Origin of the sequence: Nocardia sp. NPDC060259 (assembly GCF_042728775.1) — a bacterium.
Taxonomy (GTDB): Bacteria; Actinomycetota; Actinomycetes; order Mycobacteriales; family Mycobacteriaceae; genus Nocardia.
Genome location: NZ_JBHXAY010000025.1, coordinates 40,383 through 65,062 on the forward strand (window position 1 = coordinate 40,383; position 24,680 = coordinate 65,062).

At 69.9% G+C, this 24,680-nt stretch carries 23 protein-coding genes and 1 pseudogene; 11 read left to right on the forward strand and 13 right to left on the reverse strand.

Annotated elements, in window-relative coordinates; translation table 11 throughout:
* Positions 1-35 precede the first annotated feature (35 nt).
* The gene (locus tag ACFWF2_RS12990; RefSeq protein ID WP_379307595.1) at positions 36-2,777 is read left to right on the forward strand and encodes an ATP-dependent helicase C-terminal domain-containing protein; all 2,742 of its coding nucleotides are present in this window, start codon (positions 36-38) and stop codon (positions 2,775-2,777) included.
* 207 nt (positions 2,778-2,984) lie between these two features.
* Here the strand turns inward: ACFWF2_RS12990 and ACFWF2_RS12995 are convergent, their stop codons facing one another.
* On the reverse strand, positions 2,985-3,710 hold the full coding sequence (locus tag ACFWF2_RS12995; protein WP_379307597.1) for an NYN domain-containing protein: 726 nt from the start codon (positions 3,708-3,710) through the stop codon (positions 2,985-2,987).
* A 155-nt stretch (positions 3,711-3,865) separates the two neighbouring features.
* Positions 3,866-4,444, reverse strand: a complete 579-nt coding sequence (locus tag ACFWF2_RS13000) for a GNAT family N-acetyltransferase (protein WP_379307599.1) — start codon at positions 4,442-4,444, stop codon at positions 3,866-3,868.
* Positions 4,445-4,510: 66 nt separating this feature from the next.
* Between ACFWF2_RS13000 and sigJ the strand changes: the two genes are divergently transcribed.
* Entirely contained in the window at positions 4,511-5,404 is an 894-nt protein-coding gene (sigJ, locus tag ACFWF2_RS13005; protein WP_379307601.1) for an RNA polymerase sigma factor SigJ, read from the forward strand.
* Positions 5,405-5,454: 50 nt separating this feature from the next.
* On the opposite strand, the gene ACFWF2_RS13010 is transcribed toward sigJ, so the two are convergent.
* Positions 5,455-5,670, reverse strand: coding sequence for a hypothetical protein (locus tag ACFWF2_RS13010; RefSeq protein WP_379307603.1), 216 nt, complete (start codon positions 5,668-5,670; stop codon positions 5,455-5,457).
* A gap of 174 nt (positions 5,671-5,844) precedes the next feature.
* Here ACFWF2_RS13010 and ACFWF2_RS13015 point away from each other — a divergent pair, with 174 nt between their 5' ends.
* A complete protein-coding gene (locus tag ACFWF2_RS13015; RefSeq protein ID WP_379307605.1) occupies positions 5,845-7,023 on the forward strand; it encodes a pyridoxal phosphate-dependent aminotransferase in 1,179 nt (392 codons plus the stop codon).
* Between the two features lie 10 nt (positions 7,024-7,033).
* On the opposite strand, the gene ACFWF2_RS13020 is transcribed toward ACFWF2_RS13015, so the two are convergent.
* Positions 7,034-7,651 (reverse strand): trimeric intracellular cation channel family protein, encoded by a 618-nt coding sequence (locus tag ACFWF2_RS13020; RefSeq protein WP_379307654.1) that lies wholly within the window; start codon positions 7,649-7,651, stop codon positions 7,034-7,036.
* Positions 7,652-7,919: 268 nt separating this feature from the next.
* Positions 7,920-8,516, reverse strand: a complete 597-nt coding sequence (locus ACFWF2_RS13025; protein WP_379307656.1) for a LysE family translocator — start codon at positions 8,514-8,516, stop codon at positions 7,920-7,922.
* A gap of 373 nt (positions 8,517-8,889) precedes the next feature.
* Between ACFWF2_RS13025 and ACFWF2_RS13030 the strand changes: the two genes are divergently transcribed.
* The 4 genes from ACFWF2_RS13030 to ACFWF2_RS13045 all read left to right on the forward strand — a co-directional run bounded on the left by ACFWF2_RS13030 (position 8,890) and on the right by ACFWF2_RS13045 (position 13,285).
* The gene (locus ACFWF2_RS13030) at positions 8,890-10,557 is read left to right on the forward strand and encodes a DNA repair helicase XPB (protein ID WP_379307607.1); all 1,668 of its coding nucleotides are present in this window, start codon (positions 8,890-8,892) and stop codon (positions 10,555-10,557) included.
* Between the two features lie 94 nt (positions 10,558-10,651).
* Entirely contained in the window at positions 10,652-11,317 is a 666-nt protein-coding gene (locus ACFWF2_RS13035) for a DUF3239 domain-containing protein (RefSeq protein ID WP_379307609.1), read from the forward strand.
* Between the two features lie 71 nt (positions 11,318-11,388).
* Positions 11,389-12,780, forward strand: a complete 1,392-nt coding sequence (locus ACFWF2_RS13040) for a M1 family metallopeptidase (RefSeq protein WP_379307611.1) — start codon at positions 11,389-11,391, stop codon at positions 12,778-12,780.
* Positions 12,781-12,892: 112 nt separating this feature from the next.
* Entirely contained in the window at positions 12,893-13,285 is a 393-nt protein-coding gene (locus ACFWF2_RS13045) for an SgcJ/EcaC family oxidoreductase (protein WP_379307613.1), read from the forward strand.
* Positions 13,286-13,306: 21 nt separating this feature from the next.
* On the opposite strand, the gene ACFWF2_RS13050 is transcribed toward ACFWF2_RS13045, so the two are convergent.
* Positions 13,307-14,194: an LLM class flavin-dependent oxidoreductase gene (locus ACFWF2_RS13050; protein WP_379307615.1), complete on the reverse strand. Its 888-nt coding sequence runs from the start codon at positions 14,192-14,194 to the stop codon at positions 13,307-13,309.
* Between the two features lie 88 nt (positions 14,195-14,282).
* The gene (locus ACFWF2_RS13055) at positions 14,283-15,143 is read right to left on the reverse strand and encodes a hypothetical protein (RefSeq protein ID WP_379307616.1); all 861 of its coding nucleotides are present in this window, start codon (positions 15,141-15,143) and stop codon (positions 14,283-14,285) included.
* Positions 15,144-15,251: 108 nt separating this feature from the next.
* Between ACFWF2_RS13055 and ACFWF2_RS13060 the strand changes: the two genes are divergently transcribed.
* Positions 15,252-15,761 carry a hypothetical protein gene (locus tag ACFWF2_RS13060; protein ID WP_379307618.1) on the forward strand — a complete coding sequence of 170 codons (510 nt, stop codon included), beginning with the start codon at positions 15,252-15,254 and terminating at the stop codon, positions 15,759-15,761.
* Between the two features lie 10 nt (positions 15,762-15,771).
* Here the strand turns inward: ACFWF2_RS13060 and ACFWF2_RS13065 are convergent, their stop codons facing one another.
* Positions 15,772-18,072, reverse strand: a complete 2,301-nt coding sequence (locus ACFWF2_RS13065; protein WP_379307620.1) for a helicase-associated domain-containing protein — start codon at positions 18,070-18,072, stop codon at positions 15,772-15,774.
* A 39-nt stretch (positions 18,073-18,111) separates the two neighbouring features.
* On the opposite strand from ACFWF2_RS13065, the gene ACFWF2_RS13070 reads away from it, so the two are divergent.
* On the forward strand, positions 18,112-18,303 hold the full coding sequence (locus ACFWF2_RS13070) for a hypothetical protein (protein WP_189030191.1): 192 nt from the start codon (positions 18,112-18,114) through the stop codon (positions 18,301-18,303).
* 66 nt (positions 18,304-18,369) lie between these two features.
* On the opposite strand, the gene ACFWF2_RS13075 is transcribed toward ACFWF2_RS13070, so the two are convergent.
* Together ACFWF2_RS13075 and ACFWF2_RS13080 are read right to left on the reverse strand one after the other, a co-directional pair.
* A complete protein-coding gene (locus ACFWF2_RS13075; protein ID WP_379307622.1) occupies positions 18,370-18,978 on the reverse strand; it encodes a transglycosylase family protein in 609 nt (202 codons plus the stop codon).
* 373 nt (positions 18,979-19,351) lie between these two features.
* Positions 19,352-19,585 (reverse strand): hypothetical protein, encoded by a 234-nt coding sequence (locus ACFWF2_RS13080; protein ID WP_379307624.1) that lies wholly within the window; start codon positions 19,583-19,585, stop codon positions 19,352-19,354.
* 162 nt (positions 19,586-19,747) lie between these two features.
* Here ACFWF2_RS13080 and ACFWF2_RS13085 point away from each other — a divergent pair, with 162 nt between their 5' ends.
* Positions 19,748-20,167: a cold-shock protein gene (locus ACFWF2_RS13085; protein WP_189031244.1), complete on the forward strand. Its 420-nt coding sequence runs from the start codon at positions 19,748-19,750 to the stop codon at positions 20,165-20,167.
* A 48-nt stretch (positions 20,168-20,215) separates the two neighbouring features.
* Here the strand turns inward: ACFWF2_RS13085 and ACFWF2_RS13090 are convergent, their stop codons facing one another.
* From ACFWF2_RS13090 to ACFWF2_RS13100, 3 genes are all read right to left on the reverse strand, one after another.
* Positions 20,216-20,731 (reverse strand): DUF2771 domain-containing protein, encoded by a 516-nt coding sequence (locus ACFWF2_RS13090; RefSeq protein ID WP_379307626.1) that lies wholly within the window; start codon positions 20,729-20,731, stop codon positions 20,216-20,218.
* Positions 20,728-22,566: an MFS transporter gene (locus tag ACFWF2_RS13095; protein WP_379307628.1), complete on the reverse strand. Its 1,839-nt coding sequence runs from the start codon at positions 22,564-22,566 to the stop codon at positions 20,728-20,730. Before ACFWF2_RS13095 ends, ACFWF2_RS13090 begins: the two co-directional genes overlap by 4 nt.
* 67 nt (positions 22,567-22,633) lie before the next feature.
* On the reverse strand, positions 22,634-23,410 hold the full coding sequence (locus ACFWF2_RS13100; RefSeq protein ID WP_379307630.1) for a glutaminyl-peptide cyclotransferase: 777 nt from the start codon (positions 23,408-23,410) through the stop codon (positions 22,634-22,636).
* Positions 23,411-23,418: 8 nt separating this feature from the next.
* On the opposite strand from ACFWF2_RS13100, the pseudogene ACFWF2_RS13105 reads away from it, so the two are divergent.
* A pseudogene (locus tag ACFWF2_RS13105) lies at positions 23,419-24,165 on the forward strand (DUF3027 domain-containing protein); the annotation flags it as partial.
* Positions 24,166-24,680 lie beyond the last annotated feature (515 nt).

The window sequence follows — 24,680 nt, forward strand, 5'->3', positions numbered from 1 at the left end:
GTCCTTGTGGTTGCGGGTCGGCAGACTGGTGGGTGATGAAGCTGCCTGAACTGCCTGATCTGCCGGTGCGGCCCGCGCTGGGCGAGATCGTCGAGACGCTGACCGATCGCGGGGTCGCGGTGCTGGTCGCTCCGCCGGGAACAGGTAAGACGACGCTCGTTCCGTTGGCCTTGGCTGCCGAGACCGAGGGGCGGGTCGTCGTGGCCGAGCCGCGGCGTTTGGCGGCGCGGGCGGCGGCGGCGCGGATGGCGGCGTTGCTTGGGGAGAAGGTGGGGGAGGCCGTCGGGTATGCCGTGCGCGGGGATCGGAAGGTCGGGCCGAGGACGCGGGTCGAGGTGGTGACCTCGGGGTTGCTGGTGCGGCGGTTGCAGAGTGATCCGGAACTTGCCGGGGTCGGCACCGTGGTCCTCGACGAGTGCCATGAGCGGCACCTGGACGCCGACCTGCTGCTGGCGCTGCTGCTCGACGCCAGGTCGGGGCTACGGCCGGACCTGCGGGTGCTCGCCACCTCGGCGACAGTGGCGGCGGATCGGCTCGCGGTGCTGCTCGGCGCGGGGGACGGGTCTGTCGCGTCGTCCGCGTCCGGCTCCGGTGGGAACGCCCCACCATCGCCAGGGGCGGTGCGCGCGCCGGTCATCGAAGTACACGGGCGGGCCTATCCGGTCGACGTCGACTACGTGCCTGCGCTGCCACGGGAGCGGATCGAAGCGCAGGTCGCGCGGGCTGTCCGCAGCGCGCTGACCGCCACCGCCGGGGACGTGCTGGTCTTTCTACCCGGCGTCGGCGAGATCAACCGGACGGCGGGTCTGCTGCGCGATCTCGGCGAGGTCGACGTGGTACCGCTGCACGGCAGGCTGGGCAGCTCGGTCCAGGACACCGCGTTGCGGCCGGGTGCTCGGCGTCGCGTCGTGTTGTCAACGGCGGTAGCCGAATCCAGCCTCACCGTGCCCGGTGTCCGCGCGGTCGTCGACTCCGGTCTGTCGCGGGTGCCCCGCATCGACCACCGTCGAGGCCTCTCCGGCCTCGCGACCGTCCGTGTTTCGGCCGCGGTCGCCGAACAGCGCGCAGGCCGCGCAGGCCGTGAAGCTCCTGGCTACGCGTGGCGCTGCTGGCCCGAATACGAGCACCAAACCCTGCCCGCCTACCCCGAACCCGAGATCCGCACCGCCGAACTCACCCGCCTCGCCTTGGAATTGGCCTGCTGGGGAACCCCCGACGGCACCGGCCTCGCCTGGTGGGACGCTCCACCCGAAGGCGGCCTGGCCGCTGGCCGCACCGTCCTGCGCGCCCTCGGCGCCCTCGACAATACCGACCGCATCACCCAACGCGGCCGCGCCATGTCCGCCCTCGGCCTGCATCCCCGCCTCGCCCGCGCCCTCCTCGACGGCGCCGCCCACGTCGGTGCGCGCGCCGCCGCCGAAATGGTGGTCCTCATGGACGACGACTCCCTGGCCCCAGGCATCGACGCGGCCGCCGCACTCCGCGCCCTGCGCGCCGAACGCCCAACCCGCTGGACGAAGGAGGTGCAGCGGCTGGTCAAACTGGTCGCCGCGAACGACCTGCCCAGCGACAGTGCCACAGCCGGCGAGTCCGCCGCAGGCAGGACCGGCCGGTCCCGATCGGCGTCGACCGGTGAACGTGGCGACGTGCGGCCTGGATCGGCTTCGGCTGCCGACAAGCCCGGCGTTGCGAGGCCCGGATCGTCAGCAGCCGCTGAGCGTGGCGGTGCGCGGCCTGGATCGGCGTCGGCTGCTGGTGAGCGTGGGGTTGCGGCCGCTGGATCGGCGGGGCAACCCGCGGACGTTGCCGCGCTCATGATCGCGTTGGCGTATCCGGAGCGGTTGGCTCGGCGGCGGGCGAGCGGGTCTTCATATCTCATGGCTGGGGGTACGGCGGTGACTTTGCCGCCGGGTTCCGGTCTCGGCGCGGCGGAATGGCTCGCGGTGGCGGTGGCGGATCGTGATCCGGGGCGGGCCGAGGGGCGAATTCGGTTGGCGGCCATCGCTGATGAGGATCTCGCGAGGGAGGCCGCACCCGGGTTGGTGACGCGGGCCGAGGAGGTGCGGTGGGAGTCGGGTGACGTGGTCGCCCGGCGGGTGGAACGGCTCGGGGCCATCGTTCTGTCGGAAAAGGCGCTGCGCGAACCGGATACGTGGTTGGTGGAGAAGGCGGTGCGCGAGGGTCTGCGGTCCGAGGGGCTCGAGCTCCTGCGCTGGACTGACGACGCCCGCAACTTGCGGCAGCGTCTCGACTTCCTGCACCGCGCACTCGGCGCCCCATGGCCCGCCGTCGACGACGACGCGCTCCTCGCCGACCTCGACCATTGGCTCGCCACCGAACTCGCCACTGCCCGCCGCCGATCCGACCTCGCCCGCATCGACGCGGGCACCGCCCTGCGCCGCCTGCTCCCATGGCCGGAGGCCGCCCGGCTCGACGACCTCGCCCCCGAACGCCTGGAAGTCCCCTCCGGCAGCCACATCCGCCTCGACTACAGCGCCGAACCGCCGGTCCTGGCCGTGAAGGTCCAGGAGATCTTCGGCTGGACCGACCCACCAACCCTCGCCGACGGTCGCTCCCCGATCCTGCTGCACCTGCTCTCCCCGGCCCAGCGCCCCGTCGCCGTCACCGCCGACCTCCCCAGCTTCTGGAAGAACGGCTGGCCCCAGGTCCGCGCCGACCTGCGCGGCCGCTACCCGAAACACGCCTGGCCAGAGGACCCGACGACGATCACGGCCCACCGGGGCACCGCCCGTCGCGCGTCCACCCGTCCGAACTGAGCAGCCGGCCGATTGATCACCAGGCTTTCACGCGAACATCGTGGTCGGCCATCCGCGGCCATCAGGTCACCCGACGCGTGCACCAGCGCCGCCCCGGCCCCCTGCCCGAGCTCTAGCACCCGATCCTCCGCCCCAACCCCCATGACATCGGCAAGCCACTCGAACCGAGCGTCGTCAGGCATGTGCGCTCCGATCAACGGCCGTGGCCTACCAGCCCGTCGGCTTCCGCCAGTGGTTGTCCACAGGATCTGCGAGTTGGGACGAGTAATAGTGGTGAGCAGACAGCCTCGCCCACCAGTGCCGACCTGCGCCTTCGGCTGAGGTTCCACGCAGCGCGCCCGCGAGTTGCCTCGAACTGGGATTCACCGTCCCGACCGGGACATGCAGCCGTGCGGTGCGAAGTGGCAACGCGAGATCCGAATCGTTGGAGATCACGATCGCACCGTCCACCTGACCGCGGAGGACGTCCGTCAACAGGTGTGTTGCGACATTGACGTCGGAGCCCTTCTCTTCCCGCATCCGGACTGTCGCCATCAGCACGTCGCTTCCAGCGCCGTTGGTCGCGAGGCGGATCGGCAGATCTGATGACCATTGCTGCGTACCTGTCGCAACGACCACGTCGGCACGACCGGCTTTGTTGGGGTGAGCGAGTGGTGCCGACTTCGGCCATGCAACATAGCGGCCCAATTCGAGGACATCGATCGAACCGCTTGCCTGCAGCGCGTTGAGGTAGATGCTCTGATCTCGGTGTGCATCAGGGTTGTCGGTCGGATCGACCCGTGCCGTGCAGTAGACGACCCGTTGCACGCTCGCCCCCTGCCAGCCGCACAGCGATTCGGCGAGACCGCGGACATCGAGCCACCGCCAGCCGGATGTTCCACGACCGCAGATCCCCCGCATGCCGTAGTACAAGTTGTAAGCATCGATATACACGCCAACCCGCATTGCGCCCCCAACGAAGTGCGATATGAACGTAGCCCCGGGTCCCGACTGACTATGCGCCGGGCAAAAAAAGACCCAGCCCTACGTGAGGACTGGGTTGGTAGCTTCATGCTAGAGCCAACCGCTGAGCTGGTCAACTTGCTAGCTCAGCGGGGTGCGATGTCGGCGGGCCAGGTGTCGGCGGGGCCGGGTGGGTCGGTGGACAGGCGGGCCGCGTGCCATTCGTCGACGCGGGCGCCGCGCTGGATGCCGCCGAGGCGGGCGGTGCCCTCGTAGTGGAAGCCGTTGCGGCGGACGGTGGCGGCCGAGGGGTGGTTGCCGACCATGGCGCGCCAGGTGATGCGGGCCAGGGCCAGGCCGTCGGGGGCGAAGGCGAAGCCGCAGACCAGGGCGATGGCGCGTGACATCAGGCCGTGGCCACGGTGGTCGGGGGTGAGCCAGAAGCCGATCTCGCAGACGCCGGGGCTGCGGGTGTGCAGGCCGATCATGCCTTCGACCTGCCCGTCCTCGGCGGTGCGGATCGCCCAGACGGGCGCGTTGCCCGCCCAGCCGGGTGCGACGACCAGGTCGAGGAATTGCTCGGCGTCCGAGCGGCTGTACGGGACGGGAATCGTCGTCCAGCGGCCCACCTCGGGGTCCTGGCAGCACTCGGTGATGCGGTCGATGTCGGCGCAGGCCGGGCGGGTGAGCCAGACCGTGCCGCCGGTGAGCGTGTGCTCGTACATCGTGTCATCCTGACAGGTCGACGCCCGGTTTCTCAGCAGGTTTTCCGGTCCGTAGGATCATCGACGATGGTTTCCCCGCTTCTCGCCGACCTGTTCGAATCGCATCGAGCGCACCTGCTTTCGGTCGCCTACCGGCTCACCGGTAGCGTCGGCGACGCCGAGGACGCGGTGCAGGAGAGCTGGCTGCGGATGGCCGGGGTGCACCAGTCCGAGATCGACGATCTGCGTGCCTGGCTGACGACGGTGGTCAGCCGGATCTGCCTCGATCATCTGCGCAGTGCGGTGGTGCGCCGGGAAACCTATGTGGGGCAGTGGCTTCCGGAGCCGATCGTCACCACGCCGTCGCGCACCCCTGATCCGCTGGATGTGGTGGTCCGCAATCAGGACAGCCGGATGGCGGCGATGGTGGTGCTCGACGCGCTGACACCACAGCAGCGTGTTGCGCTGGTCCTGCACGACAGCCTCGATGTGCCGTTCGACGAGATCGCCGAGATCCTGGGTGTCTCCGTTGATGCCGCACGGCAATTGGCCGTGCGGGCGCGTAAGGCGGCGGCGAAGGCGCCGGAACCGGTCACCGACGAGGTGCACGATCAGGCGGTGCACAAGTTTCTCGCCGCCTTGGCGACCGGCGACGTGGTGGCGGTGGCGGCCACCCTGCATCCGGACGCGACCTTCGTCGCCGATGCGGGCGGAACGACCAAGACCGCACTGAATGTGGTTGCGGGAGCGGAGAAGATCGCGCGCCTGGCGCTGGGCCTGTGGCGCAAGCACCTGGAAGAACCGGGGCTGGACATGGGATTCGCCGCGGTGAACGGGCAATCGGGCCTCGTGCTCACCGATCCGAACTCGCCGTTCGGGCGGCCGGTGCGCGTCCTCGGATTCTCGGTACGCGACGGAAAAGTCTGGGCTGCTTACGATTTCGCCAATGTGATGAAGCTGTCGGGCGCGCGGCTGCGCTGACCCCTCGCATCGGACCGGACCCGCGCGATCCGGTCCGATGCCGCGAGTGTCTACGGGTAGGTCGACCCCCACTGGTGGTCGCCGGTCGACGAACCGAGGTTGTGGTCGCCGGTCGAGGAACCCATGTTGTTGTCCGGGGTCGCCGAGCCGGTGAAGTAGTCCACGATCGGGCTGCCCAGCAGATGGTCGTGGATGAATCGCAGAGCGGAACCGGCAACCTCCGACGCAGCCGGTCCGGCGATGAAATCGAGCAGAGGTGAGGCCATAAGGAGCCCCTTTCGATATACCACCACGCAGTGGTGTGTGAGGTAGAACACGGCGAGGCTAGCTCAGCCTGGGTGATCGCACAATAGCGCAGGTCAACCCGCCAAAACGTTTGTGAAACATACGTGTTCGCTATCGGTCGGCAACGTAGTCGAAAAGTGGGATACGCTGCGGAGATGTCGTCTGCGCCGCCCACTGTCTCCCGTTTGCGCCCGTTCGGATCGACCATCTTCGCCGAGATGACCGAACTGGCCGTCCGCCACGACGCGGTGAATCTGGGTCAGGGATTCCCGGATACCGACGGGCCCGCTGGCATGCTCGAGGTCGCCAGGGCCGCCATCGCCGACGGGCTCAACCAGTACCCGCCCGGCCGCGGCATGCCGGTGCTGCGCCAGGCGATCGCCGACGACCGCGTCCGCCGCTACGGCACCGCCTACGACCCGGCCACCGAGGTGCTGGTCACCGTCGGCGCCACCGAGGGAATCAGCGCCGCCCTGCTCGGGCTGGTCGAGCCGGACCAGGAAGTGGTGCTCATCGAGCCGTACTACGACTCCTACGCCGCCGCGGTCGCGCTGGCCGGTGCCCGGCGCCGGACCGCGCGCCTGGTCCCCGACGGCGACCGTTTCGTGCTCGACCTGGATAGTCTGCGCGCCGCGATCACCCCGAAAACCCGCATGCTGGTGATCAATTCACCGCACAACCCGACCGGCTCGGTGCTCGATCGCGCCGATCTCACCGCCATCGCCGAGCTGGCCGGCGAACACGATCTGCTGGTGCTGGCCGACGAGGTGTACGAGCATCTCGTCTACGACGGCGCCGAGCACATCAGCATCTCCACCCTGCCCGGCATGCGCGAGCGGACCATCGTGGTGTCCAGCGCGGCGAAGACCTTCAATGTCACCGGCTGGAAGATCGGCTGGGTGTGCGCGCCCGCGCCGCTGCTCGACGGCGTGCTCGCGGCCAAACAGTTCCTCACCTTCGTCGGTGGCGGGCCGTTCCAGCCGGCGGTCGCGCACGCGATCAACGCCGAACTCGATTGGGTGCGCGCCATGCGTGACGGACTGTCCGACAAGCGGCTGCGCCTCTCGGCCGCGCTGCGCGACACCGGTTTCGGCGTCGCCGCCAGCTCCGGCGGGTACTTCGTCTGCGCCGACATCCGCCCGCTCGGCGCGCAGGACGGGCTGGCGTTCTGCCGCGAACTGCCCGCGCGTCTCGGTGTCGTCGCGGTGCCGGTGAGTGTGTTCACCGACCACCCCGGCGAATGGAAACACCTGGTGCGCTTCACCTTCAGCAAGCGCGACGAGACCATCGACGAGGGAGTGCGGCGCCTGCGCGCGGGTATGCCGGTGCGCTGACGCCCTTGGCTCAGTCGCGAGCGTGGCGGGCCAGCGGCGCGTGCCATTGGTAATGGCGGGCCAGCAGCCGGAACCCGATGGCACCGGCGGCGGCGAGCAACCCTGTCCACGCCCGGTACAGGTCGAAGTGCAGCAGGGTGGCGGTGGTGGCCGCGCCGAACAGGGCAGGGATGGCGTAGAGGTCCTGGTCGGGGCGCAGCACGCGCGGCACCTCGCCGCTGAGCACGTCGCGCAGGACGCCGCCGCCGATCGCCGTCGTCATGCCGAGCAGCGCGGCGGTGGGCGCGCCGAGACCCGCCGAGTCGGCGATCACGGTTCCGGTGACGCAGAACAGGCCGAGCCCGATCGCGTCGGCGATTTCCAGCGGACCCTTGGTGAGCCGGGGCGACGGCGCGATGAAGTACAGGACGAAGGCCGTCAGCAGGGAAGCGGACAGGTAGGTGAGGTCGGTGAACGCGGCGGGTGGCGTGCGCCCGATCAGCAGGTCGCGCACGATGCCACCGCCGAGCGCGGTCGCGGTGGCGAGTACCGCGATGCCGAACAGATCGAGCCGCTTGCGGGCGGCGACCAGCGCGCCGGACGCGGCGAACGAGATCACCCCGAGCAGCTCGCCGCCCCGATGCACCATGGTCACCGCCGAATCCAGTTCCGTCACCGACGGCCCGGTCGCGACCACCGCCACCAGCAACCCAACACTCACCGCTCACTCCTTCTCGCCAGGACCACCCAGCAGCGTGACACGCAGGAGTTCACCGCCGACCACCCGGCCTCACCGTGTCGCCCCCTGGCGTGTGAGCGGAAGCACTTCACGTCGCGACGCCGGGTCTCACGGTGGCGCGGCCCGGCGGCAGCGGGTGTCCTCGTCGAACACTCGCCCGCCGCGGTGGGGGCTGAGTTCAGGCAGGGGCGGGCCGCGCCTTGTCGGTGGCGAGCAGCACCGCGATGGTGCCGAGCGCGGTCCCCATCAGGTACCGCTGGGTCCGCAGCCAGAGCGGCCGCGCGGTGAGGAAGGCGGCCAGACCGGCCGCGCCGAGCACGATCAGCGCGTCGACGGTGAGCGCGACCGTGATCTGCACCGCGCCGAGCGACAGGCTCTGCAGCCACAGCGTCCCGCGCTCCGGATCGACGAACTGCGGGATCAGCGCCATGTACATGATCGCGATCTTCGGATTGAGCAGATTGGTGAGGAATCCCATGGTGAACAGCCGTCGCGCCGGATCAATCGGCAGGTCGGCCGGCGCGAACACCGACAACCCGCCCGGCCGCACCGCCTGCCAGGCCAGCCACAGCAGATAGCAGGCGCCGGCCAGCTTGATCGCCACATACAGCCCGGGAACCACCGCGAACACCGCCGTGATCCCCGCCGCGGCGGCCAGCAGATACACCCCGAACCCCGCCGCGACCCCGGCCAGCGAGATCATTCCCGCTTGCCGCCCTTGCGCCACCGTCCGTGACACGAGATACATCATGTTCGGCCCCGGTGTCAGCACCATGCCGAGCGCCGCCGCCGCAACCCCGATTACCGCCGTTGTCTGAAGCACTCGTCGAGTCTGACCTGGTCAGCCAGGCCTTGTCGCGGTCCAGTCGACACCCGCTGGACCCCGGCTATCGCGCGGGCGGCCGAATCGGCCCAGGTCGTGTCGGTCCCGATCCGTACAATCGACAAAGGCTGCCGAAGCGCCCATCGCGTCGGTACCCACTGGAGAAACATCCCGGCCGAACGCACCCCGCACAGGGCTGACGAGCCCGTTCGGGGCTGCCCCTCGCCCCAGCAGTCGAAGCGCATGCGCAGCAGGCGCCCGTCTCGAGTGCTGAGTCGAGGGTCGCGAGGCCCAGAACCCGCGGCTCCGGCCGCCGAGGAGCACTGTGACCGACGGCCCATTGATCGTGCAGAGCGACAAGACCCTGCTGCTCGAGGTCGAGCATGAGCTGGCTGGCAACGCGCGGCAGGCCATCGCGCCGTTCGCGGAGCTGGAGCGTGCGCCCGAGCATGTGCACACCTACCGGATCACGCCGCTGGCGCTGTGGAATGCCCGCGCGGCCGGCCACGATGCCGAGCAGGTCGTCGACGCGCTGGTGAACTTCTCGCGGTACGCGGTGCCGCAGCCGCTGCTGGTCGACATCGTCGACACGATGGGCCGCTACGGCAGGTTGCAGCTGGTCAAGCATCCCGCGCACGGTTTGTGCCTGGTGAGCCTGGATCGCGCGGTGCTCGAGGAAGTGCTGCGGCACAAGAAGATCGCGCCGATGCTCGGTGCGCGCATCGACGACGACACGGTGATCGTGCATCCGTCCGAGCGCGGCCACATCAAGCAGATGCTGTTGAAGATCGGCTGGCCCGCCGAGGACCTGGCCGGCTACGTCGACGGCGAGGCGCACGACATCGGCCTGGACTACACCGACGCCAAGTGGCACCTGCGCGACTACCAGGAGATGGCCGCCGACTCGTTCTGGGCCGGTGGCTCGGGCGTGGTGGTGCTGCCGTGTGGCGCGGGCAAGACGATGGTCGGCGCTGCCGCCATGGCCAAGGCCAAGGCGACCACGTTGATCCTGGTCACCAATACCGTCGCGGGCAGGCAGTGGCGCCGCGAACTGCTGGCGCGCACCACGCTGACCGAGGACGAGATCGGCGAGTACTCCGGTGAGCGCAAGGAGATCCGCCCGGTCACGATCGCCACGTACCAGGTGATCACCCGCAAGACCAAGGGTGAGTACAAGCACCTGGAGCTGTTCGACAGCCGCGACTGGGGCCTGGTGATCTACGACGAGGTGCACCTGCTGCCCGCGCCGGTCTTCCGGATGACCGCGGACCTGCAGTCGCGCCGCAGGCTCGGCCTGACGGCGACGCTGGTGCGTGAGGACGGCCGCGAGGGCGATGTGTTCTCGCTGATCGGCCCGAAACGCTACGACGCGCCGTGGAAGGACATCGAGGCGCAGGGCTGGATCGCCCCCGCCGACTGCATCGAGGTGCGGGTGACGCTCACCGACGCCGAGCGGATGGCGTACGCGACCGCGGAGCCGGAGGAGCGCTACAAGCTGTGCTCCACCGCGCGCACCAAGATCCCGGTGGTCGAGTCGATCCTGGCCAGGCACAAGGACGCGCCGACGCTGGTGATCGGCGCGTACCTGGATCAGCTCGAGGAACTCGGCATCGATCTGAACGCACCGGTGATCACGGGCGCGACCAAGAACAAGGAACGCGAGGCGCTGTTCGACGCGTTCCGGTCCGGCGAGGTGCCGGTGCTGGTGGTGAGCAAGGTGGCGAACTTCTCCATCGATCTACCGGAAGCGTCTGTGGCGGTGCAGGTGTCGGGCACCTTCGGTTCGCGGCAGGAGGAGGCGCAGCGCCTCGGTAGGCTGTTGCGGCCGAAACAGGATGGGGGACAGGCGCATTTCTATTCCGTGGTCGCCCGCGACACCCTCGACGCCGAGTACGCCGCGCATCGGCAGCGGTTCCTCGCCGAGCAGGGGTACGCGTACCGCATCACCGATGCCGACGATCTGCTCGGACCGCCGATCGGTGACGGCGCGTAGAGCTGATCGGCAGGTCGGATCGCGGTACCGTGCGGTGAAGTCCCCGGCAGATAAGTGGAGGCAACTCCTCCACAACTTGTGCTAGGAAGGAACCGTGCGCCGCTTCGAATTCGTGGTCGACCGTGAGCACGCTCATGCGGTCAACGAGACGTTCACCGGGTTACGCAGGCTGCGCGTGGTCGCGCTGCTGGTGGCCGGGCTCGCCGTCGCGGCCACGGCCGCGCTGTTGTGGAGCGGGCAGGCGTGGGGGTACCTGCTCGCGGTGGTGTGTGTCCTCGTCGCGGCGATCGCGCTGTGGGTCGCGCTGTGGACTCCGCACCGCTCCAGTATCGAAAAGCTGTACCAGGACGGTGCTTTGGTGCCCGCCGTGGTCACCGAGACCGAGGCGTCCGGCATCGTGCTGCTCGCCCTCGTCGACGTCGCCGAGCCCACGGCGGCCACGCGCAGCTGGGCGCTGATCACCCGCAAGGTGCGTACGCTGCCCGGCCACGCGCCCGAGCCCGGCGAGCGGGTGCCCGCCGTCGCGGTCCGTACCGACAGCGCGCCGCGGCAGGTGGGCGAACGCTGGCAGCTGGTCACCGCCATGCCGATCGCGTGGGGTACCCGCGACAGCGCGGTGATCGAGCGGGCACGTGGCGAGATCACCGAGGTCGAATGGCAGTTGCTCACCGCGAACCTGGCGCTGGCCGCGCGGGTACGGCGCACGGCGACCAAACGCCTGCTGCTCGACCCGCAGCAGCTGCCCGGCGACCTGGGCTAGGAGTCTCGCCGCGGGGCTGGGACGATGGGGTTTGTCCGCGGGGCTCGATCCGGCGAAAGGTACCTGTCCAGATGCGATGGTCGGCCTCCCTCTGCGCGATCCTGGCGATACTGACGCTCGGTATCCGCCCGGTCGGCGCGGACCAGGGGCTGATCGGGGCGCCGGGGCTGGGTGACCCCTACTACCCGTTGGACGGCAACGGCGGCTACGACGTCGACCACTACGAGCTGACGCTCGACTACGACCCGCCCACCTCCTTCCTGCGCGGCACCGCGCGCATCGATGCCGGCGCGACCCAGCCGCTGGCCCAGTTCAACCTCGACTACCGCGGCCCCGAGGTGCTGATGGTGACGGTGAACGGGCAGCCCGCGGGGTTCACCCGCGACGGCGACCGCGAACTGGTCGTCACCCCGCTGCTCCCGCTGCCGCCCGGCCTGCCGATGCGGATCATCGTCGACTACGCCGGTCAGCCCGCCGAAACCGCGGGCGAGGGCTGGACCTACGCGCCGAGCGGCGGCGCGTTCGCCGTCGGCCAGCCGCACAGCGCGAGCACCTGGTATCCGCTCAACGACACACCGCTGGACAAGGCGACATTCACCCTGCACGCCACCGTGCCCGCCGACTGGGAGGTGATGTCGACGGGCGATCGCACCGTGCACGAGGTGCGCGACGGCAGGCTCGTCACCACCTGGGAGACCAGGTCGCCCGTCCTCGGGTATCTGACCACGGTCGCGGTCGACCACTTCACCTTCCTCGAACAGCGGCGGGCGAACGGCACCCCGGTGCTGAGCGCCTTCGCGCCGGAGTCCGAGGGCAACCGCGAGGACGAGCAGCGCCTGCCCGAAATTCTCGACTTCCTCGAAAACCTGTACGGTCCCTACCCGTTCGACGTCGCGGGCGGGATCTACGTCGACGCCGCGATCCCGTTCGCGCTGGAGACCCAGACCCGGCCCACCTATGCGCCGTGGGCCGACCTGGACACCGTGGTGCACGAGCTGGCCCACCAGTGGTGGGGCGACACCATGTCGGTGAAGCAGTGGTCCGACATCTGCCTCAACGAATGCTTCGCCAGCTACACCGCCGAGTACCTCTGGATCGAGCGGGTCGAGCAGGCCGACGTCGACACCAAATACCGTGAGACGATCGCGAAATTCCATGACGACCCCGAGTTCTGGGAGATCGCGCTCGCGAATCCGGGCGTCGGCAACGAGTTCACCTCGGTCTACTACCGCGGGCCGCTGTTCCTGCACGCGCTGCGCAAACTGCTCGGCGAGGACGTGTTCTTCACGGCCATCCGCGATTTCGTGGACGAGCACCGCGACGGCCACGCCTCGATGCCGGAATTCCGGGAGTTCCTGCAGAGCCGGACTTCGATGCCGCTCGGTGAATTCCTGAGCGAGTGGCTGGATTCGACGTCGCCGCCGCGGGAGGCATTCCTGTACCCGGGCACGCTGGGCCTCTGAATCGCCGCGGCGGGGTCGATCAGAATGTGATCCAGCTCGGCGGGCTTTACCTGAAGTGCACTCGAGCTCCTAGCCTTGGTTGTACTGCGTCAAACCGAGGCTAGGAGAAGCGATGACGATCGATGCGGCAGTGCGGGTGCTGGAGCGGTATGAAGGGGCGTTCAACTCCAACGACGCCGACGGCATGAACGCGTTGTTCTGGGAGGACAGCACTTTCGTGAACTTCAGTGGCAGTGTGGCCGCCGGCCGGGACGAACTGCTGATCAAACAACGTTTCGTGTTCGGCGCGAACGGCCCACTGCACGACGTGAATGTGCACTACCGCCTCGAGAAGACTATCGAGTTGGCACCGACCTTCGTGCAGGTCGTCGCCCGGCAACGCACACGAGGTAGCGACGATTCGGCGCCGGACCCGATGCACGGTGTGATCATCTTGACGCTCGAGCAGCGGGCGAGCGAATGGCGTATCCGCACCGGGCAGAACACCCCGGTGAGTATCGGGTAGCGGGTGGAGCGCCTGGGACGGTCAGGCGCACAAGGCGCGGGTGGCGGGAACGACGTCACCGATCCAGCGGCGAAGCTGGGTATCGTCGGCGGATTCCGGCCAGTACACGAAGGTGTCGAAGCCGGTTTCCGTGGCGAGATCGGCCAGTACGCGAGCCCAGCCCGCGGCGTCGGTGCGAATCGGTTCCTCGCCGCGCAAGGTGACCGGCCCCGGAGTGTCGGTGATCGTTCCGACGAGTTGTGCCATCCGGGTGATGTCGGCCGGGTTACGTCCCGCGTCGACCGCGGCGGCGGAGATGATGTCCTGTGTCGCCTGCCATTTCTCGTACGGCAGGTAGTGCGGGATGGGCGCGGCCCATCCGTCGGCGATCCGTCCGGTGAGGGCGTTGGCCTTCGGGCCGACACTGCCGAACCAGATCCCGACGGGATGCGCGGGCGCGGGTCCGGACTGCACGCCCTTCACGGTGTAGTGCGTGCCTTCGACTTTCGCTTTCGTCCCCGGATGCCACATGGCGCGGATGATCGCGGTAGCTTCCTCGAGCGCTTGCAGCGCTTCGGGATTCGACCGCACCGGTCCGCCCATGGCGCCGATCGCGGGCCAGAACGCGCCCGCTCCCACAGCGAGTTCGAATCGCCCGCCGCTGAGCAGATCCAACGTCGCGGCCTGCTTCCCGAGCATCGCGGGCCCGCGTAGCGGAAGGCTGGCGACATCCGGAAACACCCGCAGCCGTTCGGTTTCCGCCAGCACGGTGGCGATCACCGCGAACGTATCGGCCAGCCCGCCCGAGTACGGATGATCCTGGATGCCGAGCAGATCCAGGCCTTCCCGGTCCGCCACCACGGCCATCGCGCGTAGCTGCGGCAGCTCGGTCGCTGTCGGCGCCAACTGAATACCGAATCGTAGGTCCACACCGCGATCATGCCAGCCCCGTCAGCGCACCTTCAGCCAGACCGCGACTGTAGCGATGACCTCGGAGTCGACGTGGTCGGGCGGTTGACTATTCCTCTTCCATGCGGGCGCGGGCGCGGTCTGCCGATCGCTGCAATCGTTCAAATTGACTGCGTGCGGAGGTCAATTCGCCGCGTGCCCGATGCTCGGCGGTGCGGGCGAAATGGCGCTGCTGCTCGGCGTGCTCGAGTTCGGTGCGCAACTCGTCGATGCGAGTCTCGATCTCTTCCAGCTCTGTTTTGGCCTGTGTGGCGGCGGTTTCCGCTTCATCCCGCGCTGAACGGGCTGTCTCGAGCGCGGATTCGGCGTCGTCGAGTTCCTGCTTCGCCTCGGCGCGACGTGCCGCCTCGACGTCCTCCGGTGACTTGCCGGAACGGCGGGTGCTCGCGCGCTTCGCGGGCGCTGCGGCCTTGCCCCCGGTGATCGCGACCAGCCCGGCAGGGCCGAAACCGTCGTAGGTGACCGTGGCGGGCAGGACGCCGGCGCGAACCTGATCGGCGACGTCGGGATCGGCCAGCGCGGCGGTGAGGGTCTGGCCGACCTCGCGCAGCACCTGTTCGCTCGCCGGCCGGTCGTGCTCGGCGGCCAGCTCGCCCGCCCGCTTGGTCATCGCGTTGACCACCTGCTGGCGCTGCGCGCCGAGCGCGCGCAGTTTGTCGCCGGAGAGCTGGCGCTGCGCCGAACGCAAGGCGTCACCGAGGTCGAGCAGGGCCGCGATCTCCTTCGGCGCGTGCCGGGCCAGCAGGTTGACCGTCCACGCCGCGACCGTGGGTTTGCGCAGCGCGGTGACGGCCTTGGCCAGGTCGGGATCGCCCTCGGCGCGCGCCTGGGCGGCCCGCTCGGTGCGGGTCGCCACGAAGTCGCCGGGGTCGAGGCCGTACAGCTCGCCTGCGACATCGTCGAGGGTCATCTTTGCGATGGTAGCCAGGTTCGACGCGGCCGAGCGCGGACGACACCGGCTTGGGTATCGTCACCGGCGGCCATGTATGCCTGAACCGTTCGGTGAGTGAGGTTTTCAGTGATTTTCCCAGGAAAGCGACTGCTGGCGCGGATCGTGTTCGCCCCCGTGGCGACGGTCGCACTGGTCGGGGCGGTCGTCGCCTGTTCGTCGGACAGCGACTCGTCCGCGGGTGCGGCCACCAAGGGCGCCTGTGTCGAGGTCACCGACAACGCGGCCGACGCGATGAAGGCGACCGTCGGTGACTGCTCGGCGGCGACGTCGAACTACCGGATCGTTCAGGTCGGCACGGCCCCGCTGACCTGCGCCGTCTCCGACGCCACCTTCAACGGCACCGTCGGCGACACCAAGACCGCGCTCTGCCTGGCCCCCAACTTCGCCCAGGGCAGCTGCTACGCCGACGCGGGCAAGCGCCCCGCCGAGGCCGTCGCCTGTACCGCGCCCGAGGCGACGTTCAAGGTCGTCAAGCGGATCGACGGGGTTGCCGACGAACTCGAGTGCGGCACCGACGCGACCCAGTTCCGCACGGTCGCCGACCCCAAGACGACGTTCTGCATGGCCAAGCCGTAATTCTGGAGCGTCAGTCCAGCAGGGCGACCGACGCGATGCGGTGCAGGGTGAAGTGGCGGGTGGCGCCGGTGACGGGGTCGACGGCGTCCAGCTGGCCGTTGCCGACGCGGATCGGTTCGACCACGCGCTGGCTGGCTACGCCCTGGGCGTCGACGTAGCCGATGTTCACCGGGCGGCCCACCCTGGCAGCCAGTTGGAGCAGGGCCAGGGTGGCCGCGGTACCGGTGCGAGTGCCGTCGGTGCGCACGGATTGGCCGGTGCGGGCACCCGCGGCGCGTTCGCCCGCGCGCAGTTCGGTGACCAGCAGGGACAACTGCTCGTCGCTCGGGGGACTCGGGCGGTAGGGCTTGCGGGCCAGGGGGCGCACGGCGATGCGGGCGCCGCGCGGGCGCAGGTCGACGATCGCGCCTGCGGAATCCTCACCGGCCGGGGCGAAACCGGCCTCGCGCAGCTGGTCGAGCAGTTCGCCGAGCGGAGCGAGGGCGATGGCGACGGTCGGCGCGATCGCGCGCAGGGCCAGGGTGTCGGCCACCGGTGCGGCCAGGACCTGGGCGAGCAGGGCCGGGTCGTCGCTGCGCAGGAACGACTGGGCCATGCCTGCGCGCAGCTGGCCGTGGCGGCGGGCGACGTCGTCGATGAGGTAGGTCAGCGACTGGGGGACCGGCGTGCGGGAGTGACTGGCGAACAGGGCGTGCAGTTCGGCGGCGGTCATCCCGGCGTCCAGTGCCCGGCGCACCGAGGCGTCGCCGACCCGGTAGACCGTGGCAGCGCCCGCCGACTCCACATCGGCGACCAGCGCGATCCTGGCGCGGAGTTCGGGGACGAGCGGGCCGGGGGCGATCACCGTCAGGTCGGCTTGGACGAGCACGTGATCGACCGGTTCCGGCAGTGCCGCGGCCATCTCGGCCTCGGCGTCGGCGACGCTGGTCGGCGCGCCGTGCAGCAGGGCCCTTGCGGCGGAATCGAGCGCGCCGCGACCGAGCATGCCGATCGTGGCGGCCTCGGCGAGGGTCGCGGTGACCGCGTCGAGGCGGAAGTGCCTGCGCCGCCGCGGCATCCGCCAGGCCAGCAGCTTGCCGATATCGGACGCGGACAGCGCGGAGCCGCTCGGGTACTCGGCGAGCAGGCCGAGGATCGCGTGCCGGTCACGCACGGCGTGCGGGATGCGCAGCTCCGCCGAGAGCGCGGCGATCGGCTTGTCGGCGGCGTCGCGCAGGCCGATCATCCAGGGCATGCGGTCCAGGTCCAGCCAGGCCTGCGCCAGCAGCACCCAGCGGGTCGCCGGCGGTGCGTCGAGCCAGGCGTCGGCGGCGGGGGTGGGGGCCCAGAAGTCGTCGGTGGTGTCGAGTTCCGGTGTCGGCTCGGGTAAGCCCTTCTCGACGAGCTTCGCGGCGGCGAGCAATTCCAGCAGCAGGCCGGTGCGCTGCTCATCGACGCCGGTCTGCTTGGCCAGCCTGCGCAATTCGCGCACGCCGAGTCCGCCCGCGCGCAGGGCGGGGGCGGGCAGGCGGCCCAGCGCGTCGAGCAGATCGGCGCAATCGCGCAGCAGCTCACCGACTTCGCCCGCGCCGACCGCGTTCACCTCGGCGGGCGCGTGCTTGGTCAGCGTCGGCTTGGGCGGGGCGAGGGCATGCGGGTCGGTGACCGGTTCGCCGCGCAGCACCTGACCGACCGTCACCGGCAGTTCGACCGTCTCGTCGTCGATCCGGTGCAGCAGCCTGGCGTCGAGCAGACGCGGCACCGGACGGTCGGCGGGCGTGCCGGGCGCGGCGTCTCTGGTGCGGCCGCGCGGGCCGGTGGTGGCCAGCTTCTCGAGCAGCGCCCGTTCGGCCGGGCTCGCCTGTGCCAGCGCGGTGGTGACCTCGGGCTCGGTGAGCGCGTCCGGCAGCGCCGTCGTCGCGCCGAGGGGCCAGGGAAGGGCTTCGGCGGCGCTGGGCGTCAGGTGCAGGCCGTCGCCGGTCTGCCAGACCAGCGCGCGGTCGAGCAGGCGGGTCAGCGCGGCGGTGAACGCGGTCTTGGTGACCCGGTCCTTCAGCTGCGCGTGCAGGGTGGTCTTGGACAGCGGCGTGATCGCGGTGCCGATGGTGCGGGCGTCCTCGTTGGCCGTGAGCGCCTCGATGATCGCGAACTCGAGCGTGTCGAGGTCGTCGGCGGCGCGCAGCACCGAGGCCCGCTGCTGGGCGCGCACCGCGAGCACCGACATCGACGCGGGCAGCGGCACCGCCAGATCGGGCCGCAACTGCAGCAGTTTCACCAGCTGGTCGTCGGTGCGCGCACCGAGCCAATCGGCGAGGGAGTCCGTCGCGATCATCCGATCCAGCCTACGTTGTGCGTATGCCAGAATGAGGCCGTGGTGAACAAATCGAAGAAACCCTACGTCGACAACGGCTGGCCGCAGGTGGCCGACGGCGAGCACGCCGTGACCGAACTGTCGTCGACCCGCGCCGGTAATCTCTCGCCCTTCGGTGAGGACACCGAGTTTCCCGTCCCGGCGGCCAAGCTGCCGTACATCCACCCGCAGACTGTCATCAACCGGGTGTAGTTCGGACGCGAAAGACAAGAGCCCGCATCCCTGGGGGATGCGGGCTCTTGTTGTCTGCGGTGGCGATCAGGAGGGCAGCAGGCCCTTGTTCGCCTCGAAGAAGTCGATCACGGCCGGGTCGAGCTGAGTGCCCTTGGCCGAGTTGAAGAAATCGAGCGCCTGCTGCGGCACGGCGACACCCTGCTGCTGCACGACGGAGAGCGCGCGGTCGACAGCCTGGAAGACTTCCTGGCTCGGATCCTGCACCTGCGGGACGTTGACCTGCGGGGCCCAGCTCGGGGCCGAGGGAGCGATGCGCTCGGTCGGGCCGCTGCTCAGGCCAAGCTTGGACGAGCAGGAGGGCCAAGCGCCCCAACCCTGCGAAGCGAGAACCTTTTCGGCGACCGCGATCTGCTGCTCGCGGCTGGCCTGGTTGGCCGTGGCGGCGTACTCGCCACCACCGTGTGCGTTCCAGGTGGAGGGCGAGAACTGCAGCCCACCCTGGTAACCGTTGCCGGTGTTGATGCCCCAGTTGCCGCCGGCTTCACACTGCGCGAGGCTATCCCAGTCGGAGTCGGGGGCCGCGCTGGCGTTTCCTGCGAAAGCTGCACTGGCAGTGCCGATGATGGCGCCGGTGACGGCGACCTTGGCGACAGTGCGGCCGGTGGAAGTCGGCTTGCGGTGGCGTCCACTCATATCGGGTTTCTCCCTCTCGTGCGCACCTGCATGTGGTCCGGATCGAGAGGTCTCCCGGTCCGCCCTCACCCCTGATTCCAATCGGGGTCCGGTACCCGCGGGGTGAAGTTCGGTGCGGCGGGCCGGTGGTTCCGGGGGTTGCCCCGGCTGAGAGAAACGGTACGACGGACAGCGGGGAAAGTCACTATTTGGTAACCGGCGTGTGAGGACGGGTATCGGGGTGGTCTCAGGGTTATCCCGGAGGTGTCCGCGCAGGTAGTCGCGGTGCCGCGTGTGCGCGACGGTTGCACGCTCACTTCGTGACCATGCCGTTATGTGACGAGGATCACACCTCTGTCTTGGCATTGATCTGCCGGGGTAACCGGTTGACGCGTCAACGCGTGCGGCGGCCCGACCACAACGCGAACACCAGGCCGAGCAGGAAACCTACCGGCGCGAGCATCGCCAGGCCGTACAGCCACAGCCCCGGCGAGCTGTCGGAGACGATCGGCGTCACGAAGATCGCGACCACGGCCAGGATCCCGATTCCGAACAGCGCGACGGCGAGTTGCAGCAGGCGATCGCTCGGACGCCGAGGGTCGCGTGCGGGCGGAGGTGTGTTGGTCACCGTTGCACCGTAAAACTGATGTGCTCGCGGTATGGCCACCGGGGTAGACTCTGCACACATCGCGTCCTGCCTTGTTGTGGGGCGCGTTCTTTTCGCGACAAAGAGTACGAAGTAACCCGGACCACAAGGGTCCGGGTGTCGAATGATGAACGGGTGAGCGCAGTGCCGACCGGCCGGGTGAAGTGGTACGACGTCGAAAAGGGCTTCGGCTTCCTTTCCCAAGACGAGGGCGAGGACGTCTACGTCCGTTCCTCCGCGCTGCCCGAGGGCGTCGAAGGGCTCAAGCCCGGACAGCGCGTCGAATTCGGCATGGCCGCGGGCCGTCGTGGCCCGCAGGCGCTCAGCCTGAAGCTGCTCGAGGCGCCGCCGACCGTGCGCGGCAACCAGTCTCAGCAGCCCGCCCGTAAGGACGCGGGCCCGCGCAAGTCGCCCGACGAGCTGCACGGCCTGGTCGAGGACATGATCACGCTGCTCGAGACCAAGGTCCAGCCGGACCTGCGCCGGGGCAAGTACCCGGATCGCAAGCTGTCCCAGCGCATCTCCGAGGTCGTCCGCGCCGTGGCGCGCGAACTCGACCACTAGCTCCGGCTTTTCTGCCCCGGCCTCTCCGCGAGGCCGGGGCTTTCGGCGTTATACCTCAGGGGTGCTGATCGACCAGGCGGCGTGCGGGATGTAGCTCTCGCGGCCGGTGGCGGTGTCGCGGGCCAGGATCGGCAGCTGCACCTCGATGCCGATCAGGCGCAGGTCCGGTTCGGGCTGGGATTCGACGGTGAGCGCGCGGATGCCCGCGGGGTAGTCGGCGAAGCTGAGCACCCGGTCGACCTGCTCGCCGGAGGGGCGCTGGTAGATCAGCTGTACCAGCCAGGGCGATTCGGAGATCTGGTCCGGCAGTGAGATCTGCACCGGCTTGCCCGACTGCACCGGCAGCTCGGCCATCTCGCCGTACCGGCAGTCCTGCATCGTCACGGTGCAGTACATGAACGGGTCGACGGTGACGGTCTCGCCGTGCGCGAACGCGGTGATCTGCGGTTGGTGCTCGGGCGCCTTCGACACGGCGTACGCGACCAGCCCGGCGGTCACCGCGGCGACGGCGAACAGGCCGACCGCGACCAGCGCGACGATCGTGCGGACGTTGAGCTTGCTCACCGGATGGGGTCTCCTGTCCCTCGCGGAACCGCACCGGGGCCTGCCCGGAACGGATGGGTGGTTGGCACTTCCTGCTCGGCGTGCTGCGGCCGGTTGCCGCCGAGACCCGGCAGCAGTGAATGCCCGGTGTAGCTGACGAAGGTCTGGATCAGCCCGGCCACCAGGATCACGCTGATCACCGCGAAACCCTTCCAGAATTCGATCGGCAACAGCACACCGGCCGCCCCGCCGATCACCCAGCTCAGCTGCAATACCGTCTCCGACCGGCCGAAACCGGACGCGATGGACTCCGGCGGCAGGTCGTCCTGGATCGCGGCGTCCAGCGACACCTTCGCCAGCGCGCTCGCCGCCGACGCGACCAGCGCGGCGAAAACCGCGCCGAACAGGTTGCCGGTCAGCATCGCGAACAGCGCGACCGCGGTGCACGCGGCGGTACAGCCGAGCACCACCAGCGAGGGCCTGCCGAGTTGCAGCCGTGCGCCGGTCGCGTTGCCGCCGAAATTGCCGAAGCCCGCCGCGGCGCCGACCGCAGCGAGCATGGCCGCCTGCTCGGTCGGGCTGCCGCCGGAACCCTTGGCGACGAAGGCGATGTAGAAGGTCAGGAACCCGGTGAGCACGCGAATGGAACTGTTGCCCCACAGCCCGGTGACCACCGCCCTGCCCAGCGGCTGCCGCCGCTTCCTGGCCGGCACCGACGACTCCTGGCCCGGCTCGAGCACCTCGGTGTGCGCGTCGGGACCGTGATAGCTCAGCGTCGCGGGTACCTCGCCCTCGGTCACCTCCACCCACGACGGAATCCGCAGACTCAGATACGCCCCCGCGATGGCGATGCCGGTGGCCAGCACCAGCGCGCCGGTGGAGCCGGCGATCAGCGCGGCGAGCGCGGCCAGCGCGCCTGCCCCGATCGTGCCGCCGACCAGGCCGAACACCGTCAATCGTGAGTTGGTGCGGACCAGATCGATATCCGGTGGCAGCACTCGTGGCGTGACCGCGCTCTTGAGTACCGCGAACGATTTCGAGCCGACCATCATGCACAGGGCCAGCGGATACAGCCCCCACGTGTCGATCTCGACGATCAGCAGCACCGCGAAGATCGCGCGCAGCCCGAACGTCGTCGCCAGGGCCAGCCTGCGACCGCGCTGCAACCGGTCGAGCAGCGGCCCGATCAGCGGCGCGATGATCGCGAACGGGGCGATCGTGATCAGCAGGTACAGCGCCACCTTCGTCTTGGACTCGGCGGTGGCGCTGGCGAAGAACAGAGTGTTGGCCAGGGAGACGGCGATCGCGGCGTCGAGCGCGAAATTGGCCATCGTGGCGTAGGTGAGCGCGGTGAGGCCGGACTGGTCGGCGCCGTCGGCCTTCGCGGCGCGTTGGAAGGTCGCGAAGCCGCGTTCAGTGAGTTCCCTGCTGCGCATGGCGGCGACGCGGGTCACCGTGAGCTTGCGCGGAATCCGCTGCTTGACCTCGTCGTCAGCGGGTTCTTCGGCGCGGGGGAGCGGGCGGGTCGGCGGGGGAGCGGCGCGTTTGTCGTCTGCCGGTCGACCCTGCTCCCGTGGTGGGTTCGGGCCGGGGGCGCCACGCAGCGGTGTGGTCGCCGCGGAATCGGGGTCCGCCCTGCCGCGCCGGAACAGGCTCCTCGACCTGACCGTCGGCGGATCAGGCGAGTCAGGGCTGGGGAAGACCTTGCGCGGTGCGGACGGCCGCCGCGGCTGTTCGTCGTGACCCGCGCGCGGCGGGTACTGCCCGAAGCCGGGGTGTCGGCCGGGCGGGGCGCCCGCGGCGGTACCGTCCCGGCGACCACGGTCGGGACCGGATGGTTCGCGGGGCGTAGTCACAGTCCAATTCTGGCGCACGCGGGCACACGGCGTTCACTCGCGGCGCGGCAGTGTCGGCCGGATCGCGTCATTTCGGCACGAACCGCACCTCGAACAGGCGCGGCCAGTACTTGCCGGTGAGCAGGAACCGGTCGGTCCCCGGCAGATGCGCGATGCCGTTGAGCACATCGGTGCCTGCCCGCTCGCCGCGGCTGAGCAAGCCGCCCGCCTCGATGACGGCGAGCACCCGGCCGGTGTCCGGGTCGATGCGCAGGATCTCGTCGGAGGGGTAGTTGTTGGCGTACACCGTGCCGTCGGGGGCGCAGTCCAGCTCGTTCGGCTGTGGGTCGCGGTAGCCGGTCAGTGTCACCGAGCCCGTTTCCGCGAAGGTCACCGGATCGCGGAAGGTGAGGGTGGGCGTGCCGTCGCTCATCACCAGCCGTCGCGGCTGCGCGCACAGGCCCCACCCCTCGCCCTCGTAGCGGGTGCGGCCGGTCTCGGCCAGGGTGACCGGGTCGCGCGCGATGGCGACCTCGTCCTTCCAGGTCAGCTGCCAGACGATGCCGCCCGACCTGGTCATGCCCTCCCCGAACATCGGGTCCGGCAGGTCGACGCGCGCGGTCTCGGCGCCGGTGGCCTGGTCGGCGGCCCGCGCGCTCGACACGCCCCACATGCCGGTGCTCTCGTAGCGGACGCCGTCGACGACCTCGAGACCCTGGGTGAAAGCCTGCGGATCGTGCGGTGACGAGCCGATCACCTCCACACGCCAGCGCGGCGGGCCAGGCTCTTCCGAGCCGCCGCAAGCCGTCGCGCCGAGCAGGCTGACCAGCACTGCGACGGCCAACGAACTCCGATTGCACTTCATACGGCAAAATGTATGCCGTGAGCGCAGTATCTGTTTCGGAGTCCGGCGTGCGTCCTGTTCTGGCCGATGCGGCCGAAGTCGCACGTCGTGCGCTCGTCGAGTTGGAACCCGACGGGGTCGGAGCCCATCTGGGGGTGAGTGCCGAGGACGAGACGGCGGCCACCCACCGGTTCGAGGCGACCCTGCCCGGTTACCGCGGCTGGCAGTGGGCCGTCGTCGTCGCCGCGCCGCCGGAGGCCGAATATGCCACGGTCAGCGAGTCGGCGCTGCTGCCGGGCCCCGACGCCCTGATCTCCCCCGACTTCATCCCGTGGGAGCGGCGCGTGCGCCCCGGCGACCTCGGCCCCGGCGACCTGCTCGCCCCGCCCGCCGACGATCCGCGCCTGGTCCCCGGCTATGTGGCCAACGGCGACCCGGTCGTCGACGAGGTGGCCTACGAGGTCGGCCTCGGCCGCACCCAGGTGCTCAGCCTCGAAGGTCGCCTCGACGCCGCCCAGCGCTGGTACACCGAGTTCGGCCCCGACACCGAGATGGCCAAGGCGGCCCCCTCCACCTGCGGCCTCTGCGGCTTCTACCTGCCCCTGGCAGGCGCCCTGCGCGAATCCTTCGGTGTCTGCGGCAACGCGATGGGCGCCGACGGCCACGTCGTCCACATCGAATACGGCTGCGGCGCCCACTCCGACGTGGTCGCCCCCAGCGGCAACGGTTCACCCCGCTACGAAGCCTTCGACGACCACGCCGTGGATTTCGTCGAGATCGTGCGGCCTGCCGGCACCGTGGCAGCGGCCGAGGCTGACGCTGCGGCAGTCGAGTCCGGGCAGCCCGTCGGCTCGCAGGAGACCGCCGAGGCGGAAGCAGCGGACGCGGCGGCCGCCGAACGCGCGGCACTCGCCGAAGGTGCCCGCCCGGAGTCGGCCGACGAGGTCGTCGCCGCGGAAGCTGCGTCCGCCCCGGCTACGGAGACTGTCGCTGAGTCCGCCCCGGATGCCGAGACTGTCGCCGCTGAGGGTGCGTCCGCCTCGGGTGCTGAGGCCGTGGCCGCGGAGGCTGTGCCCGCCACCGGTGCGGAGGCTGTCGCCGCGGAAGCTCCGGCTGAGGCGAAGGCCGCCCAGGCTGCCGCCACGGAGTCGCAGGCTGACGCCGAGGTGGCCGCGGGCGCGACTGCTACCGGCGCCGGCGACATCGTGGCCGAATCTGCTTCCACCGCTGAGGCTGTGACGGAATCCGACCAAGTCGCGACGGTGGCACCGGCCTCGGGCGCTGGGGCTGA